General features: G+C 72.5%; 11 protein-coding genes and 1 pseudogene. 4 read left to right on the top strand and 8 right to left on the bottom strand.

Annotated features, from left to right (window positions below; genetic code table 11):
- Positions 1 to 14: 14 nt before the first annotated feature.
- The 3 genes from ftsH to AC2CHE_RS11360 form a co-directional block, all read right to left on the bottom strand.
- Positions 15 to 2,033, bottom strand: coding sequence for an ATP-dependent zinc metalloprotease FtsH (gene ftsH / locus AC2CHE_RS11370; RefSeq protein WP_484504864.1), 2,019 nt, complete (start codon positions 2,031 to 2,033; stop codon positions 15 to 17).
- 383 nt (positions 2,034 to 2,416) lie between these two features.
- On the bottom strand, positions 2,417 to 2,992 hold the full coding sequence (gene hpt / locus AC2CHE_RS11365; protein ID WP_099849003.1) for a hypoxanthine phosphoribosyltransferase: 576 nt from the start codon (positions 2,990 to 2,992) through the stop codon (positions 2,417 to 2,419).
- Between the two features lie 103 nt (positions 2,993 to 3,095).
- Positions 3,096 to 3,230, bottom strand: a complete 135-nt coding sequence (locus AC2CHE_RS11360) for a hypothetical protein (RefSeq protein ID WP_484504863.1) — start codon at positions 3,228 to 3,230, stop codon at positions 3,096 to 3,098.
- Positions 3,231 to 3,382: 152 nt separating this feature from the next.
- Between AC2CHE_RS11360 and AC2CHE_RS11355 the strand changes: the two genes are divergently transcribed.
- Entirely contained in the window at positions 3,383 to 4,345 is a 963-nt protein-coding gene (locus tag AC2CHE_RS11355) for a GlxA family transcriptional regulator (RefSeq protein ID WP_484504862.1), read from the top strand.
- Between the two features lie 24 nt (positions 4,346 to 4,369).
- Here AC2CHE_RS11355 and AC2CHE_RS11350 read toward each other — a convergent pair whose 3' ends face one another.
- The 4 genes and pseudogenes from AC2CHE_RS11350 to dacB all read right to left on the bottom strand — a co-directional run bounded on the left by AC2CHE_RS11350 (position 4,370) and on the right by dacB (position 9,794).
- Positions 4,370 to 6,004, bottom strand: coding sequence for a gamma-glutamyltransferase family protein (locus AC2CHE_RS11350; RefSeq protein ID WP_484504861.1), 1,635 nt, complete (start codon positions 6,002 to 6,004; stop codon positions 4,370 to 4,372).
- Between the two features lie 68 nt (positions 6,005 to 6,072).
- A pseudogene (gene tilS / locus AC2CHE_RS11345) lies at positions 6,073 to 7,065 on the bottom strand (tRNA lysidine(34) synthetase TilS); the annotation flags it as partial.
- 16 nt (positions 7,066 to 7,081) lie between these two features.
- Entirely contained in the window at positions 7,082 to 8,149 is a 1,068-nt protein-coding gene (locus tag AC2CHE_RS11340; RefSeq protein ID WP_484504860.1) for a zinc-dependent metalloprotease, read from the bottom strand.
- A gap of 136 nt (positions 8,150 to 8,285) precedes the next feature.
- Positions 8,286 to 9,794: a D-alanyl-D-alanine carboxypeptidase/D-alanyl-D-alanine endopeptidase gene (dacB, locus tag AC2CHE_RS11335; RefSeq protein ID WP_484504877.1), complete on the bottom strand. Its 1,509-nt coding sequence runs from the start codon at positions 9,792 to 9,794 to the stop codon at positions 8,286 to 8,288.
- 372 nt (positions 9,795 to 10,166) lie between these two features.
- Between dacB and AC2CHE_RS11330 the strand changes: the two genes are divergently transcribed.
- On the top strand, positions 10,167 to 10,673 hold the full coding sequence (locus tag AC2CHE_RS11330) for an inorganic diphosphatase (RefSeq protein WP_484504859.1): 507 nt from the start codon (positions 10,167 to 10,169) through the stop codon (positions 10,671 to 10,673).
- Positions 10,674 to 10,698: 25 nt separating this feature from the next.
- Here AC2CHE_RS11330 and eccD read toward each other — a convergent pair whose 3' ends face one another.
- Positions 10,699 to 12,099 (bottom strand): type VII secretion integral membrane protein EccD, encoded by a 1,401-nt coding sequence (gene eccD / locus AC2CHE_RS11325; protein WP_484504858.1) that lies wholly within the window; start codon positions 12,097 to 12,099, stop codon positions 10,699 to 10,701.
- Positions 12,100 to 12,199: 100 nt separating this feature from the next.
- Between eccD and eccCa the strand changes: the two genes are divergently transcribed.
- Together eccCa and mycP are read left to right on the top strand one after the other, a co-directional pair.
- On the top strand, positions 12,200 to 16,138 hold the full coding sequence (gene eccCa, locus AC2CHE_RS11320) for a type VII secretion protein EccCa (protein WP_484504857.1): 3,939 nt from the start codon (positions 12,200 to 12,202) through the stop codon (positions 16,136 to 16,138).
- A gap of 73 nt (positions 16,139 to 16,211) precedes the next feature.
- Positions 16,212 to 17,534 carry a type VII secretion-associated serine protease mycosin gene (mycP, locus tag AC2CHE_RS11315; protein WP_484504856.1) on the top strand — a complete coding sequence of 441 codons (1,323 nt, stop codon included), beginning with the start codon at positions 16,212 to 16,214 and terminating at the stop codon, positions 17,532 to 17,534.
- Positions 17,535 to 17,626 lie beyond the last annotated feature (92 nt).

Below are 17,626 nucleotides of genomic sequence, written 5' to 3'. Positions count from 1 at the left end.
CGTGTCGTCGGTGCTCAGTGAGAACCGTCCGAGGAGTTGTTGGAGCTGCCGCCTCCCACGGTCGCCTCTGCGCCGTCGGCCTCGGCCTGCACCTTCAGCGCGTCCTTCTCCGTCGGGGTGAGCACGGGCGGCTCGGTGGAGGGCTGCCGCTTACCGAAGCCGTTGTACGGGGCCATCGGCGGACGCTTGACCACCCGGGCACAGATCCGGGCCATGTCGGCGGTGGAGAGCGTCTCCTTCTCCATCAGCTCGAGCACGATGTTGTCCAGCACGTCCCGGTACTCGACCAGGATCTCCCAGGCCTCGTCGTGGGCCAGTTCGATCAGGGCCCGCATCTCGCCGTCGATTTCGGCGGCGACCGCGTCGGAGTAGTCCCGCTCGTGGCCCATGTTGCGGCCGAGGAACGGCTCGTCGCCGCTGGTGCCGTACTTGATCGCACCGAGCTTGGAACTCATCCCGTACTGGGTGATCATCGCGCGGGCCAACTGGGTGGCCTTCTCGATGTCGTTGCCGGCGCCGGTGGTGGGCTCGTGGAAGACGAGTTCCTCGGCGGCCCGGCCGCCCAGCGCGTACGCCAGGGTGTCGACCATCTCGGCGCGGGTCTGGGTGTACTTGTCCTCCGTGGGCAGCACCAGGGTGTGGCCCAGCGAGCGGCCCCGGGACAGGATCGTCACCTTGTGCACCGGTGCGGCGTGCGGCAGCGCCCAGGCGACCAGTGCGTGCCCACCCTCGTGGTACGCGGTGATCTTCTTCTCCTGGTCACTCATCACCCGGGTACGCCGCTGCGGGCCGGCGATCACCCGGTCGATCGACTCCTCGAGCGAGTCGTTGGAGATGGCCCGCTCGTCCTTCCGGGCAGTCAGCAGGGCCGCCTCGTTGATCACGTTGGCGAGGTCGGCGCCGCTGAAGCCCGGCGTCCGCTTGGCCACCGAGTCGAGGTCGACGTCGGGCGTGAACGGCTTGCCCTTGGCGTGCACCCGCAGGATGGCCTTGCGGCCCTCCATGTCGGGCGCGTCGACCGGGATCTGCCGGTCGAACCGGCCCGGACGCAGCAGCGCCGGGTCCAGGATGTCCGGCCGGTTGGTGGCGGCGATCAGGATGACGCCGCCCTTGACGTCGAAGCCGTCCATCTCGACGAGAAGCTGGTTCAGGGTCTGCTCGCGCTCGTCGTGGCCGCCACCCATGCCGGCGCCACGGTGCCGGCCGACGGCGTCGATCTCGTCGACGAAGACGATGGCGGGCGCGTTCGTCTTGGCCTGCTCGAACAGGTCACGGACCCGGCTGGCACCGACACCGACGAACATCTCGACGAAGTCGGAGCCGGAGATCGAATAGAACGGCACCCCGGCCTCGCCGGCCACCGCTCGGGCGAGCAGCGTCTTGCCGGTGCCGGGCGGGCCGAAGAGGAGCACGCCCTTCGGGATCTTCGCGCCGAGCGCCTGGTACTTCGCCGGGTTCTGCAGGAAGTCCTTGATCTCGTGCAGTTCCTCGACGGCCTCCTCGGAGCCCGCCACGTCGGCGAACGTCGTCTTCGGCGTGTCCTTGGTGATCATCTTCGCCTTGGACTTGCCGAAGTTGAGCACCCGGGAGCCGCCGCCCTGCATCTGCGACATGAAGAACAGCAGCAGCAGCACGAGCAGCACGATGGGAAGCAGGTTGACCAGCAGGCTGACCCAGATGCTGTCGGACGACACCTCGGTGTCGGCCGGCCCGGTGACCCGATTGTTGGCCTTGGCGTCGAGGACCTGGTTCCAGACCTCGTCGCCGACCTCGTAGGGGAACTGAGCCTCGATCAGCTTCGTGGTGGTGTCGCCGAACTCGGTCTCCTCGGCCAGCTCGAGCTGGATCGTCTGTTCCTTGTCCTGGAAGACGACCTCCTCGATGCCGCCCTTGTTGAGCTGGTCGAGCGCGACGGACGTGTCCACCCGGTGGTAACTGGGTCCACCGGTGAACAACTGACTGAGCACGACGGCGCCGAGGATGACCAGGATGACCCAGAACACCGGTCGGCGGAAGAAACGCGTACGTTCCATGCTGTTGTCGAGCGCCGAGACGCCCGCATCCTCCTGATCGACGTCCTGACCGACTGATGGGTGTCGCCGCCTGGGCGGCTGCCGGAGCCGCCGTGCGGGCCGGCCTCGACCCCGGGGCGCGATTGCCGCGCCACGGTCATTCGACGGTACACCGTGCGAGACCGATATGAGCTGGCGAGCCCAGCACTTACGCGCACGGCGAACCGGATGTCAGCCGGCGTGGCCCGGAGTCGGATCTCCGGGTCACCGTGGTCAAAGGTAGTCCGATCACCTGAAAGTCGGCTGAACGTGGGGCGGACGAGCCCGACGTTGGCAGTCGGGCCGGCGGCGTGGCGACGAGGGCCGGCGCCCCGGTGGCGACGCGACGCGACGCGCCCGCACGGTCAGGACCGGGCGTAGACCTCCGGCTTGAGCACCCCCACGTACGGCAGTTCCCGGTAGCGCTCGCCGAAGTCGAGGCCGTACCCGACGACGAACTCGGTGGGGATGTCGAAGCCCACGTACCGGACCGGAACCGTCACCTTCACCGCGTCCGGCTTGCGGAACAGCGCGACCACCTCGACGCTCGCCGCCGACCGCGACTCCAGGTAGCGCAGCAGCCAGGACAGGGTCAGCCCGGAGTCGACGATGTCCTCCACGACGACGACGTGCCGACCGGCGATGTCCCGGTCGAGGTCCTTGAGGATGCGCACCACGCCGGACGAGGTGGTGCCCTGCCCGTACGAGGAGATGGCCATGAAGTCCAGCTCGGCCGGGGGTCCGTGCCGGCCCAGCGCCCGGGCGAAGTCGGCCATGAACATGACCGCGCCCTTGAGCACGCAGACCAGCAGCAGCCCGTCGGTGACGTGGGCGTAGTCCGCGGAGACCTGCTTGGCCAGTTCCGCGGTCTTCTCGCGGATCTGCGCCTCGGAAATGATCACGTGGTCGATGTCGGCGTCGTACCAGGAGCCGTCAGCCATGCCCATAGCCTGCCGTACGTCCCGGGTTCACCGTCGGCGGGGCCGCCCGTTTCGGGGCAACCCCGCCTGGTGATTTTTCCGGATGATCGGAACAATCACCTCATCAGTGATGTGACTGCCACCTGCGGCCCCTGTCGGAGGGCTTCCAGTCCGCGGAGTCACGGCTGTCGGCGGTCAGCCCCAGGGCGGACAGCAGGGCGAGGGACAGGAAGAACAGCAGGAAGAACAGGAAACCCATGGCGGCGCTCGCTTTCTGACGTCTGCGGTTGTCGGATCGCCGCCGGTGCGCACCGGACACCTGCCAGTCTGCGTACCCCGCCAGCCGTCGGAAAGTGGCAGAAATGCCAGCCCTACTCGATTTCCTGCCACTCGTGCGGTTACCCTCGTCACATGCTTCGTTCGGTGGCCGTACTCGTGCTGGACGGCGTCGCCCCGTTCGAGCTCGGCGTGCTCGCCGAGGTGTTCGGCACCGACCGCACCGCCGACGGACTGCCCGGCTACCGCTTCGACGTGTGTGGACCTGGGCAGGCCCCGGTGCGCACCTCCGCCGGCTTTCAGCTGGTGCCGAACGCCGACCTCGATCCGCTCGAGCGGGCGGACCTGGTGGCCGTTCCCGCCCACGACCCGACCACCACCGCACCGGTCGAGGTCCACGAGGCGCTTCGCCGGGCCTCCGATCGGGGCGCGTACCTGTTCAGCGTGTGTGCCGGGGCGTACCTGCTCGGCGAGGCGGGACTGCTGGACGGCCGGGAGTGCACCACCCACTGGCGGCACGTCGACGAGTTGCAGCGCCGTCACCCGAGCGCCCGGGTGCGCTGCAACTCGCTGTACGTGCAGGACGGCCGCCTGCTCACCAGCGCGGGCACCGCCGCCGGCATCGACGCCTGCCTGCACCTGGTACGCCAGGCGCACGGCTCGGCCACCGCCACCCGGCTCGCCCGACGGATGGTGGTACCACCGCATCGCGACGGCGGACAGGCCCAGTACATCGAGGCGCCGATCCCGAAGGCGCCGGAGGCCCCCACCCTGGAGCCGGTGCTGGAGTGGCTGATGGGCCACCTGGACCGGCAGACCACGGTCGACGAGTTGGCCGCTCGGGCGGGGATGGCGCCCCGGACGTTCGCTCGCCGGTTTCGTGCCGAGACGGGCACCACCCCGCACGACTGGCTGACCAACCAGCGCGTCCTGCTGGCCCGCCGGCTGTTGGAGGACACCACGCTCACCGTGGAGGGGGTGGCCGAACGGGCCGGCTTCGGTGACGCCGCCGTGCTGCGGCACCACTTCACCCGCCGGGTGGGCGGCACGCCACAGGCGTACCGCACCACGTTCCGCGATCGTGCTCCCACCGGCTGACCGGTGACCGGCCGGTCGCGCGGGTCAGAAGCCGCCGGCACCGCCGTCCACCCGGGGCTCGGAACCGACGACGTATCCCCCGTCGGCGCGTCGCCAGATCGCCTGCCCGTAGCCGAAGACGGTGGGATCGGGCGTGACGGTCACCTGGTGCCCCCGGTCCCGCAGGTCGGCCAGCAGCGCGTCTCCACCGGGCCCGGCGGTCAACTGCTCCTCCACCAACAGCGAACGACCCGTGTGCCAGTACCAGCGCGGGGCGTCCAGCGCCGCCTGCGGGTCGAGGCCCGCGTCCACGGTCGCTGAGACCAGCTGAACGTGGCCCTGGGGCTGCATGTGCCCACCCATCACCCCGAACGGCCCCACCGGCACGCCCCCGCGGGTCAGGAAACCGGGAATGATCGTGTGATACGGCCGCTTCGCCGGGCCGACCACGTTGGGGTGTCCCGCGTCCAGCCGGAAGCCGAGACCACGATTCTGCAGCGCGAAGCCGTACCCGGGCAGCACCACGTGCGATCCGAAGGCGAGGTAGGTGGACTGGATCAGGCTGACCATCATGCCGCTCCCGTCGGCCGTGCAGAGGTACACCGTTCCTCCGCGCTCCGGCGCGTCGGTCACCGGGTCGGCCGCCGCATCGCAGACCGCCGCGCGGCGCAGCGCCAGATGTTCCGCAGTCAGGAGCCCGGACGGGACCGGAGCAAGGTCGGGATCGGCGACATGGGCGTGCGCGTCGGCGAAGCCGAGCTTGACCGCCTCGATCTGTCGGTGCAGCCACCCCGACCGGCGGGTCGGGTCGAATCCGTCCAGGATGCCCAGGGCGAGCAGGGCGGCCAGTCCTTGCCCGTTCGGCGGCAGTTCCCAGACCTCGTGGTCCCGGTAGCGCACTGACACCGGGTCGACCCAGACGCTGGCGTGGTCTTCCAGGTCCGCCGCGGTGAGCAGCCCGCCGGTACGGGCGGCGTGACCGGTCAGGGCCGCCGCGATCCGCCCCCGGTAGAACTCCTCCGCCCGGCTGTCGGCGATCAGTCGAAGCGTCCGTGCCGCGTCCGGGTTGCGCCACCGCTCGCCCGCGCGGGGAGCCCGCCCCTCCGGTGCGAACACCCGCCCGAACTCGGCGTACTCCGGACCGGTCAGGTCGGCGTGCCCGGCTACCGCGCGGGACCAGGCCGCCGCCGTCGTGGTGGAGACGGGGTGTCCCTGCTCGGCGTAACCGATGGCGTCGGCGAAGAGGTCCGCGAACGGCAGCGATCCGAACCGCTCGTGCAGGTCGCGCCAGCCCGCCGGCACGCCCGGCACGGTCACCGGCAGCCAGCCCCGGGCCGGCATCGCCGGGCCGACCGCCTGTGCGCCGCCCAGCGCGTCGGCGGGCTCGACGCCTCGGCCGCCGGTCGCCGCGAGCACCAGGTCCCGGGTCAGTCCGGCGGGCGACCGGCCGGAGGCGTTCAGGCCGTGCAGCCGCTCGCCGTCCCAGACGATGGCGAAGAGGTCACCGCCGATGTCGTTGGAGGGTGGTTGCACGACGGTGAGCGTGCTGGCGGTGGCCAGCGCGGCGTCCACGGCGTTGCCACCGCGGCGCAGCACGGTCAGGCCGGCGGCCACGGCCAACGGGTGGCTGGTGGCGACGGCGCCACGCGGCGCGTACAACGGTTGCCGAGGGTGGGTCATCCTTCGAGCACCGCCTGGTCGGGCGCTGACCCCACCGTCTCGGGTACCGCTGCTCGACCGGCCGGCGTGGCCGGTGGTGACTCCGACACCAGCCGGTCGTCCCGGCGGAGCACCCGCAGCCCGCCCGGCAGGTAGCTGGCTCGTTGGCCGCGCCACGCCGTGACCAACGCGTCGAGCGCAGCGACGTGGCGATGCGACAGGGCAGCCGGTGAGACGCCCAACTCGTGGGACCAGGCACGCAGCACCCGGCCGCGCACGGCCGGCGCCAGCTCCGCCAGGATCCGGGTGGCCAGGCCGCCGTCGGGATGCCGGGCCCGGCTCAGCGCCGCAACGGCGAGTTCGTCGAGTACCGCGTTGTCCGCCGCCACCAGCGCGGCGGTACGGGCGAGGTTGTCCAGCACGCCCGGTCCGAGCGCCCGGATCAACACGGGCAGCACGTCGGCCCGGACCCGGGAGCGGGCGTACGCCGGGTCGCTGTTGTGCGGGTCGTCCCACGGCACCAGCCCGAGGGCCACGCAGGCGGCGCGGGTCTCCGCCCGCCCGATCTCCAACAGCGGTCGTACGAGTGGGATGCCGGCCAGGTCCCGACGGGCCGGCATACCGGCGAGCCCGCGCGGGCCGGCGCCCCGGGCCAGCGCGAGCAGCACCGTCTCCGCCTGGTCGTCCCGGGTGTGGCCGGTGAGCAGCGCCGAGGCGCCGTGCCCACCGGCGACCTCGGCCAATGCCTGGTAGCGGGCGTCCCGGGCCGCCGCCTCGGGGCCACCGGGCCGACCGGCGACCTCGACCCGGACCACCTCCACCGGTGCCAGGCCGGCCTCGACCGCCCAGCGCCCCACCGCCTCGGCCCGGTGCCGCGACCCGGTCTGCAACCCGTGATCGACCGTCACCAGCCCGGCGGTGCGGCCGGCCCGGGGCGCCACGAACGCGGTGGCCGCGGCCAGGGCCAGCGAGTCGGCGCCACCGGAGCAGGCGACCAGCACCGGACCGTCCGTCGGCAGGTCGGCCAACGCACGACGGACCGCGATCCGGATCGCGGCCACCGGCGGAGCGAGCGGGGCCATCGGTGCGGCGACGTGCTCAGCCGGCGGTCGGCACCGGGCCGGCCGGCCCGTGCACCCGCGCCACCCAGGCGTCCGGTTCGCTCAGCTCAGACAGCCGGGGCAGGGTCAGCGGCGAATCGAAGACCCGGTTGAAGCCGGCCATCCCGACCCGGTCCACCACGGCGTGCACGAACTTGCGGCCCTCGGCGTACTGCCGCATCTTGACGTCGATGCCGATCAGCCGCCGGATCGCCTTCTCCACCGGGTTGCCGGCCTCGCGCCGTCGGTTGAAGCCGGCTCGGATCCGCTCCACACTCGGAATCACCTGCGGTCCGACGCCGTCCATCACGAACTCGGCGTGCCCCTCCAGCAGGGTCATCAGGGCGGTCAGCCGGTCCAGCACGGCGCGCTGCCCCGGCGTCTGCACGATGTCCAGCACGCTGGAGCGGCTCTGCGGGTCCCGAACCGCGTCAGCGAGGGTGCTCACCCCTCGGCGCAGCCGCTCCAGCAGGTGCTCGCCACCCTGGGCGGCATCGACGAACGCCTGCACCTCGCCGAGGAAGTAGGCCCGCATCCAGGGCACCGAGGTGAACTGCGTCCGGTGGGTCACCTCGTGCAGGCAGACCCAGAGCCGGAAGTCGCGCGGATCCGCGCCCAGCTTGCGCTCGACCTCGACGATGTTCGGCGCGACCAGCAGCAGTTGCCCCGGGTTGGCGGAGAAGACCTCGTACTGCCCGAGGACCCGGCCGGAGAGATAGGCCAGCACGGTGCCGGCCTGCACCCCGGTAACCCGGGAACCGATCGCCTCGGTGAGCGCACCGGGCTGCTTGTCCTGAGCGAGCCGGCCGACCAGCGGGGTGATCACCTCGCGGAGTCCGGCGATGTTGGTCGCCGCCCAGTCACGCCGATCGACCACCCGCACCGGCGGATGGGCGACCTGCGAGGTCAGCCCGGTGTAGTCGGCGACGTGCCCGGCTGCCTCGTCGGTCAACCGGCGCAGCTCGGACACCACCTCGGTGGCCTCGGCGTACGTCACCCGAGGGCCTGCCTTACCCAGGGCCCCCGCCGTCGCGGTGGCCAGATCCCAGTCCACGAACTGCGCCATGCAACCCACCGTACCCGCGCCGCGACACCCACCCGACGAGCCGAGCGGTGCTGGTCCGCCGGCAGGGTGGCGACGGACCAGCGACAACCCCGCCCCACCGGGCATGACGCCCGCCGACCGGTGCTCGCCGATCCGCTCACCGACAGCCGCAGCTGGCCAGCGCGGCGGCGATCCTGTCCAGCGCAGCCCGGGCCGGCTCCATCCCGTCCGGCGGCACGTCGTCGGTGAGCACCGCGAAGGTGAGCAGGCGGCCCTCGGTGGTGGTCACCACGCCCGCGATGGCGTGCACCCGGGTCAACGTGCCGGTCTTGGCACGGACCACACCGGCACCGCCGGCGGTGCCGGGTGTCGCGCCATACCGGTCGCGCAGGGTGCCGGACCAGCCCGCGACCGGCAGGCCGCCGAAGATGCCAGCCAGCTCGGGCCGGTCCGGGCTCGCCGCGAGCGCCAGCAGTTCGGTCAGCAGGGCCGGGCTGATCAGGTTCTTCCGGGACAGTCCGCTGCCGTCGGCCAGGTCGAGCCCAGCCGCCGGCAGGGCCAGCTCGGAGACCACCTCGGCCATCGCCGTCGCGGCGCCGGTGAACGAGGCCGGCCGGTCGCGGGCCAGGGCGACCTGACGGGCCAGCGCCTCGGCGACGATGTTGTCGCTGTCGCTGATCATGATGTCGACCAGCCGGATCAGCGGCGGCGAGTGCACCACGCCGAGTTCGGCACCGGGTCCACCGCCGCCGACCGGTTCCGTCGCGGTCGTCGCGGTCGTCCCGGTCGGCGTCGGCGGGGCGGTGCCCTTGCGTACGGTGTTGGCCGGCACCCCGAGCAGTTTGGCGAAGGCACGGCCGGCGACCAGGTCCGGTTCGGCAACGCGTTCGGCCCAGCCGGGGCCGGCCTTCGGATTCTCGCGTGCTCCGTCCAGCATCAGCGCGGTGATCGCCCCGCCGTACCCGCCGGTGGGAATGTCGTCGTCCCAGCCGGGTTCGTACACCGGGCCGGAGTACCGCGAGGAGTCGACGACGACTCTGGTTGGTGCGACCCCGCCCAGCGCCTTTCGGACCTGGTCGGCGAGGTCGGTAAGGTTGGCCGCGCCCGGGTAGAAGCCCTTCGGGTCGGCTGCCAACGTCGGATCCCCGCCGCCGACCAGAACCACCTCGCCGGGTTGTGCGCCTGCTACCGCCCGGGTCGGGATGCGATGGCCGGGACCTCGGGCGGTCAGCACGGTCACGGCGGTCACCAGTTTGGTCACCGAGGCCGGCACGGTCCCCTCCCCGCCACCGCGCTCGAAGAGCATCTCCCCGGTGAGCGCGTCGGCCACCGCCACGTTGACCCGGCCGCCCAGCGCGGTGTCGTCGATCAGCGGTTCGAGGATGGTCCGGAGCCCGTCCGTGCTGGGCGGTGGCGCGCCGATGTCGGCAGCAGCCAGCACCGGGACCGGCGCGGGCTCCACCGCCCCGGTTGCCGTCGGTGTCGGGGACTTGTCAACCAGCCAGCGGCCCACCGGCCCGGGCCGGACCACGACCAGACCCACCGCGACCAGCACGAGCACCAGCACGGCAGCGAGCACCAGCGGCAGCCGACTGCGCCGTACCGGCCCGACCGGTGGCGGTGCGACACCGGCCGACGGATCACCCGACGTGCCGGCCGCCGGCACTACCGGGGCCGGGCGCACCGGCACGGTTGCCGATCCGGTCGGCGGCCCGGCCGGGCTCGTGGGGACGACGGCACCGGGTGTGACGAGCGGATTTGGATGTTGTGGCCGGAGGACCTGCGCGTCCGGCACTGGTACCCGCCCGGCGGCCGGCTTGGCCGGCGGTTGGTTCGCACCGCCCTCGGCGGCACCGCCGGGACGGTAGTGTGAATCTTCCCTCCCCACGACCCCCTCCTCCCCACCGGGAACCGGCCTGGGTGACACTACTTCGGTCCGAAGACTATGCGGCGGCCGGAGTCGGCGGGTCGGCAATCGCCCGCCCGGCTCCGCCGCCGGTTCCGTCAAGCCAGCGTGGGCCAACGAGGGAGCGTGCAGATGGATTTCGACGTCACGGTTGAGATCCCCAAGGGTCACCGCAACAAGTACGAGGTGGACCACGTGACCGGGCGGATCCGGCTGGACCGCACCCTCTTCACCTCCACGCAGTACCCGGCGGACTACGGCTTCATCGAGGGCACCCTGGGCGAGGACGGTGACCCGCTGGACGCCCTGGTGCTGGTGCCCGAGCCGACCTTCCCCGGCTGCCTGATCCGGTGCCGCACGATCGGCATGTTCCGGATGACGGACGAGAAGGGTGGCGACGACAAGGTCCTCTGCGTTCCCTACGAGGACCCGCGGCAGGAACACCTGCGCGACATCCACCACCTCGGTGAGTTCGACCGGCTGGAGATCCAGCACTTCTTCGAGGTGTACAAGGACCTTGAGCCGGGCAAGTCGGTCGAGGGCGCGACCTGGGTGGGGCGCACCGAGGCCGAGGCCGAGATCCGAGCTTCGTACCGGCGCGCCAGGGAGGCCGAGGAGCGCGGCGAGTCCACCCACTGAGGTGTCCGACGAGTCCGGGGGTCGCTCAGCCGAGCAGTCCCCGGGCCCGCTCGTAGAGGCCGAGCACCGCGCAGGCGACCGGCACCACCGAGACCACCAGCAGGGTGTCGGCCAGGTCGGCGACCCGCCCGAGATACGGGGAGACCGGCCGGCGGGCGTACGTCGTGCCGCCCGCCACCACCAGCAGCGCGCCCAGCAGCCCGCCGGTGACCAGGATCAGCCGCACCGCCGGGTCAGCGGCCCCGGCCAGCACCCCGCCGAGGACCGCGTACCCGGCCAGGCCGGCGAGCACCGGCGCGATTCGGTGCCGGACCGTCCTGAAGAGCCGGGCCCGTAGCAGCAGCACCGTCGCGGTCACCCCGACCAGCAGCCGACCGGCGGTGCCACCGGTGCTCACGAGGATCACGGCCGCGCCGACGGCCAGCACGGCCTGACCGATCAGCATGCCGGTGAGCATTTCCTCGGTACGGGCCACGGCTGCGTGCACCCGGCCACGGTCCGGCAGGTCACGAGCCTGGTCCGAGTCATCCGACGCGTCGGTGGGCAGGGTTACCGGCGGCAGCGGCACCTTGCCCAACCGGACGGCCAGCAGCGGGACGGCCCCGACGGCGAAGGTGAGCGTGCCGAGCAGGACGGCCGCCGCGTCGGCCGGGCCGAGCAGCAGACCGCCGAGGGCGGCTGATCCGGCACCCGCCCCTACCACCGTGCCGGCCACGAAGATCCGTAGTCGGGTGGCCACTCCGAACAGCCCCAGCACCGAAGCGAGCAGCAGCGCCACCGACCCGGCCAGCAACTCCGGTGCGCCCACCCAGCGCAGCGTGCCGATCGGCCCGACCTGGTCGCCCGTGCTGACGGCGAGGGCGCCGGCCAGCGCCGCGTAGGGCAGCGCGTGTCCGCCCAGCACGGCGCCGGCCGGACCGTCGCCCTGCGCACGGGACAGCACGGTGCCGGCCAGCACCAGCAGACCCGCCACCACGGTCGCGGCCGGCCAGCCGGCGGGGTCGCCGGGCCCACCTGCGGCCAGGGCGAGCAGGCCGACGACGAGCGGCACACCGGCACCGACAAGTGTCACCGCCCGGGTGGCACCGGGTGACCAGGCCCCGCCTCGGCGGCGGGCGGCGTCGGCGATGGCCTCCACCACGTCGTCGTACTCGAACTCCGGCCACTCGGTGCGAGCCGGCACCAGGTGCAGCACCTCGCCGTCGCGGACCCCCTGAGCGAGCAGCGCCTGCCCGCCGGTCAGCACGGTGCCGTCGGCCCGCCGGAGCAGCCAACCGCCGTGCTGCTCCCCCTCGTCGGCGAGCCCGTCGCCGGCATGGCGCAGCACCTCGGGCAGCAACTCGGCGAGGGGTACCTGGTCCGGCAGCGCCACGTCGACCCGCCGTCGGGGCGTGCTGACGGTGAGCCGGGCAAGCCCGACGGTCATCGGCTCACCTCCATCCCGAGCGGGCCTGCTGCTGCGCGGACGACAGGACTTTACCTACCATGAGCCAGGCTCGGGTCACCGTGCGCAGTCGGGAGGTCGAGTGTCCACTGTCGTCATCCGGCGGCCGGCCCGACGCCCGGCGCCCGAGATACCGGTCGGTGACCTACCGGTGCAGGCGCCCCCGGAGATTCCGGCCAGCGCCGACACCCGCTGGCACCAGCTGCTGATGCTGCTGCCGATGCTCGGCGGTACGGTCGCGATGGCGATGATGTTCGGCCGGGGCGGCGGGGCGTACGCGTATGTGGTCGGCGGCATGTTCGGCCTCTCCTCTCTGGCGATGCTGGCCACCTCGTGGGGAAGTGCCTCCGGCAGTCCGAGGAAGTCCGAGATGATGGCCGCCCGCCGGGATTACCTGCGGCACCTGGCCACCCTGCGTCGGCAGGTCCGGCAGACCGCGGAGCGGCAACGCGCCGGCCTCTGCTACCGGCACCCCGATCCGTCGCTGCTCTGGTCGACGGTGCACAGCCACCGGGTCTGGGAACGACGGCCGACCGACCCGGATTTCGCGGTGATTCGGGTCGCCGTCGGGCCGCAGACGCTGGCCACGCCGTTGGTGCCGCCGGTCACCCGCCCGCTGGAGGAACTGGAGCCGATGACGGCGGGCGCGCTGCGCCGCTTCCTGGACGCGTACTCGGTGGTGCCCGACCTGCCGGTGGCTCTCTCGCTGCGCAGCTTCGCCCGGGTCTTCGTCCGGGCCGCTCCGGCCGGACCCACCGGGTCGCCGGCCGCGCAGGCGCTGGCCCGGGCCATGCTCGCCCAACTCGCGGTCTTCCACGCCCCGGACGAGCTGCTGGTCGCCATCTGCGCCGGGCCGGAACGACGCGGCCGTTGGGAGTGGGTCAAGTGGTTGCCGCACGCCCAGCACCCCACCCGCACCGACGCTCTCGGCCCGGTACGGCTGGTGGCCACTTCCGCCGTGGAGCTGGAACGACTGCTCGACCGGGTGTTGGCCAGCCGGTCGAGGTTCAGCCCGGCCGGACCGGCCACGGACGGGCCGCACCTGGTGGTCGTGTTCGACGGCGGGGACCGCACCTGCGCCACCGAGCTGGTCGGGGACGGCGGGATCGACGCGGTGACCCTGATCGACCTGGACACCCCGCCGCCGCGCCTGCTCGACCGGTTCTCGCTGCTGCTGGAGCTGCGAGACGGCCGGCTGCACTCCCGCTCCTCGGACGGGTCGGCCGAGGTGGGCACGGCCGACGCGCTGGAGGTCGCCGAGGTCGAGGCGGTGGCCCGAAGGCTGGCACCACTGCGGCTGGCCGCCACCCCGGGTGCCGACGCCGCCCCCGGGGCCGAACCGGGTCTACCGGAGCTGCTCGGCATCGGCGAGCCGGAGAGCTTCACCGTCGAACAGGGGTGGGTTCCGAGGTCGCCGCGGGACCGGCTGCGGGTGCCGATGGGGATCGGCGTGAACGGCGGCGCGGTCGAGTTGGACCTGAAGGAGTCGGCGCAGGGCGGCATGGGTCCGCACGGGCTGCTGATCGGAGCCACCGGCTCCGGCAAGTCCGAGCTGCTGCGTACGCTGGTGCTCGGGCTGGCCGCCACCCATTCCGCCGAGCAGCTCAACTTCGTACTCATCGACTTCAAGGGTGGGGCCACCTTCGCGCCCTTCGACCGGCTGCCGCACACCGCTGCGGTGATCACCAATCTGGCCGACGCGCTACCGCTGGTCGACCGGATGGTCGATGCGATCAACGGGGAACTGGTCCGCCGGCAGGAGCTGCTGCGCCGAGCCGGCAACTTCGCCAGCCTGCGCGACTACGAGCGGGCCCGGGCGGCCGGCAATCCGCTGCCCCCACTGCCGTCGCTGCTGCTGATCTGTGACGAGTTCTCCGAACTGCTGTCGGCCAAGCCCGACTTCATCGACCTGTTCGTCCAGATCGGCCGGCTGGGCCGCTCGCTCGGGGTGCACCTGCTGCTGGCGAGCCAGCGGCTGGAGGAGGGACGACTGCGTGGGCTGGACACCCACCTGTCGTACCGGATCGGTCTGCGGACCTTCTCCTCGCTGGAGTCCCGCACCGTGCTCGGGGTGCCTGACGCGCATGAGCTGCCCCCGTCGCCGGGGCACGGTTTCCTGCGCTTCGGCACCGAGCCGCTGCTGCGCTTCAAGACCGCGTACGTCTCCGGCCCGGTGCGTCGGCGCGCCCTGGCGACCGACGCGGCCGGGCCCGAACGTCCCCGGCTGCTCGCCTTCTCCACCCACGCCATCCCGGTGCCGCAGCCGCCCGTCCCGCCGGCCGTGGAGGATGATGCGGACGGCACGGAGACCCTGCTGTGTCTGCTCGTCGACCGGCTGGCCGGGCAGGGTGCGCCGGCCCACCAGGTGTGGCTGCCGCCGCTGGATGCCGCTCCGGCCCTGGACGAGTTGGTCGGCCCGCTCACGGTCTACCCGGCCCGGGGGCTGACCTTCGGCAATCCCGAACTGCACGGTGCCCTCCAGGTGCCGGTGGCCGTCGTCGACCGGCCCTTCGAGCAGCGCCGCGACCTGTTGTGGTTGGCGTTGGACGGCGCCGCCGGTCATGTCGCGGTGGTCGGCGGTACACAGAGCGGCAAATCCACCGCGCTGCGTACGCTGATCTGTGCGCTGGCCCTCACCCACACGCCTGCCGAGGCTCAGGTCTACTGCCTCGACTTCGGTGGCGGCGGGATGGCCTCGCTCCGTGACCTGCCGCATGTCGGTGGGGTCACCGGCCGAGCCGATCCCACCGGGGTGCGCCGCACCGTCGGCGAGATGTCCACCGTGCTCGCCGATCGGGAACGCCGCTTCGCCGAACTGGGCGTGGAGTCGATGGCCGCCTGGCGACAGCGGCGCGGCACCGGCACCAACCCGGGCGATACCGACGCGTACGGCGACGTGTTCCTCGTCGTCGACGGGTGGACGACCCTGCGGACCGAGTACGAAGATCTGGAACCGCTGATCACCGACCTGGCGACCCGGGGACTCTCCTACGGCGTGCACGTGGTCGCCAGCGCGGTGCGTTGGCTGGATTTCCGGCCGGCCATCCGGGACCTTTTCGGCTCCCGACTGGAACTGCGCCTCGGTGATCCGTCCGACTCGCTGGTCGCCCGACGGGCGGCGGCGCACGTGCCGGAGCAGACCGCCGGGCGTGGCATCACCTCGGAGAGCCTGCACTTCCTCACAGCGCTGCCTCAGCCGACCGGTGGGGACACCGCCGGGCTGGTGAGGCGGATCAACGACGCGTGGTCCGGCCCGGTCGCACCTCCGGTCCGGCTGCTCCCGGCCGTGCTGCCGTACGCCGACCTCGACCTCGACGCCACGACGGGGCTGCGGATCCCGGTCGGTGTCGCCGAGGCCGACCTACGTCCGGTGGTCCTCGACTTCGCCACCGAGCCACATCTCGTGGTCTACGGGGACGCAGAGAGCGGCAAGTCGTCGTTCCTGCGCGCCCTGGCTACCTCGATCGTCACCCGGTTCACGCCGGAGCAGGCACGGGTGATCCTGGTGGACTATCGGCGCAGTCTGCTCGGCGTCATCTCCACGGAGCACCTGATCGGCTACGGCACCGCGGCGGCACACACCGCCGACCTGGTCGAGTCGGCCGCCGGTTACCTGACAGGCCGCGCACCGGGGCCGCAGGTCAGCCCGACGCAGCTGCGGGAACGGTCATGGTGGTCCGGGCCGGAACTGTTCGTGCTGGTCGACGACTACGACCTGGTGTCCAGCGGGCCGGCGAACCCGCTGCGGGCGTTGGAGGAGCACCTGCCGCACGCCCGCGACGTCGGGCTGCACCTGGTGTTGGCGCGCCGTTCCGGCGGTGCCGCCCGCGCCCAGTACGAGCCGTTGGTGCAGCGGTTACGGGAACTGTCCACCTCGGGCCTGGTGATGTCGGGCAGCCCGGAGGAGGGTGCGCTGGTCGGTCCGGTCCGTCCTGGTCCGCTGCCGCCCGGGCGCGGTCGGCTCTTCACCCGACGCGAGGGCGTACGCCTGGTCCAACTGGCTCACCTGCCGCCACGGTGACGTCGACTCCACGGAACGTCCCTGTAGGCGGGTTGGACCCGGTAATCTCCGATCGTCATGTGTCCCGCGACGAATGGCTGAGGATGTGACCAGGCTGCGGCACAGCGGCCCGGCGAGGGCCGGCCGGTTTGCCAACCGCGTGCTGTTCGCGACGGCCGCCACCGCGCTGTCGACTGCCGTCGCGGTCGTGCCCGCCGCCGCCGTGCCGGTCCAGGCTCCCGCGCTCGGCCCGCCGGCTGCCCACAATCCCGACGCCGCGCGACGCGCCGACCAGGTCCGTGACGAGCAGTGGCAGCTCGACAAGTTGAACGCCCGGACGGCGTGGCGTACCTCGACCGGGCGCGGTGTGATCGTGGCCGTGATCGACTCCGGGGTGGACGGCTCCCACCCGGACCTGACCGGTCAGGTGCTGCCCGGGCTCGACCTGGTCGCGCCGATCGGGGCGACCGAAGCGGACCCGGTCGGGCACGGCACCACGGTGGCCGGCCTGATCGCGGGGCGCAACGACGACCGCCGTGGCGTGGTGGGGCTCGCGCCGGACGCCCGGATCCTGCCCGTACGGGTGCTGGACGCGGAGAACCGCTACGACGACGCGCTGATCGTGGCCAAGGGTGTGCGATGGGCGGTCGACAACGGCGCGAAAGTGATCAACCTGTCGCTCGGCGGTAACGGCGACAGTGCGGCGCTGGCCGCGGCGATCGACTACGCCTTCGCCCGGGACGTGGTGGTGGTCGCCTGCACCGGTAATCTCGCCACCTCGCCCGAGGCGAAGGTGTGGTATCCGGCCCGCGAACCCGGCGTCATCGCGGTCTCCGGCCTGGAGCGCAACAGCGACAACCTGTGGAGCGGGGCGATCACCGGCCGTGCCACCGTCCTGACCGCCCCCGCCAGCGGACTGGTGGGCGCGCGTTCGGCGGGCGGCTACTGGCGGGTGCAGGGCACCAGCTTCGCGGCACCGCTGGTCGCCGCCACCGCCGCCCTGGTGCGGTCGCGTTACCCGCAGATGTCCGCCGCAGACGTGGTGAGCCGGCTGCTGACCACCGCCCGGGACATCGGACCAACCGGGCGGGACGAGCGGTTCGGGTACGGGCTGGTCGACCCGGTCGCGGCGCTGACCGCACAGGTGCCGTCGACGGAAAAGAACCCGTTGGACGACAACGACCCGCCCGGGGTGACCGGCTTCGGTCACGCGCCGGGCTCCGTGACGACGAGTGATCCCGATGCCGAGCAACTCGGACTGACCAGGTCCGGGCAGGAGACCCAGTGGCGGGCCCGGGCCGCCGGTTTGCAGGACGACGCCGGATCGGAGCGGCTCTGGATCGGCTCGGCCATCTTCGTCGCACTGCTCACCGGGGCGGCGCTGCTGGTGCGCCGGTTCCGGCAGGCGCGCCGCTGACCGACCCCGATCGACGTATCCCGCCGCAATTTCGCGCATCTGCCCGGGGCGGTCCCGTTCAGCGCGGTACAACCATCGCCGTGGACGCCTTC

Source organism: Micromonospora sp. ATLC16, from assembly GCF_057196645.1.
Note: the sequence above shows the minus strand (reverse complement) of the source record. Positions and strands in the feature narration are given on the sequence as shown.

Coding starts and splice junctions, on each gene's coding strand:
- AC2CHE_RS11360 (WP_484504863.1), bottom strand. CDS start 3,230: ATGGGTTTCCTGTTCTTCCTGCTGTTCTTCCTGTCCCTCGCCCTGCTG.
- eccD (WP_484504858.1), bottom strand. CDS start 12,099: ATGACCGTCGGGCTTGCCCGGCTCACCGTCAGCACGCCCCGACGGCGG.
- hpt (WP_099849003.1), bottom strand. CDS start 2,992: ATGGCTGACGGCTCCTGGTACGACGCCGACATCGACCACGTGATCATT.
- mycP (WP_484504856.1), top strand. CDS start 16,212: ATGGCTGAGGATGTGACCAGGCTGCGGCACAGCGGCCCGGCGAGGGCC.
- AC2CHE_RS11330 (WP_484504859.1), top strand. CDS start 10,167: ATGGATTTCGACGTCACGGTTGAGATCCCCAAGGGTCACCGCAACAAG.
- AC2CHE_RS11340 (WP_484504860.1), bottom strand. CDS start 8,149: ATGGCGCAGTTCGTGGACTGGGATCTGGCCACCGCGACGGCGGGGGCC.
- AC2CHE_RS11350 (WP_484504861.1), bottom strand. CDS start 6,004: ATGACCCACCCTCGGCAACCGTTGTACGCGCCGCGTGGCGCCGTCGCC.
- ftsH (WP_484504864.1), bottom strand. CDS start 2,033: ATGGAACGTACGCGTTTCTTCCGCCGACCGGTGTTCTGGGTCATCCTG.
- AC2CHE_RS11355 (WP_484504862.1), top strand. CDS start 3,383: ATGCTTCGTTCGGTGGCCGTACTCGTGCTGGACGGCGTCGCCCCGTTC.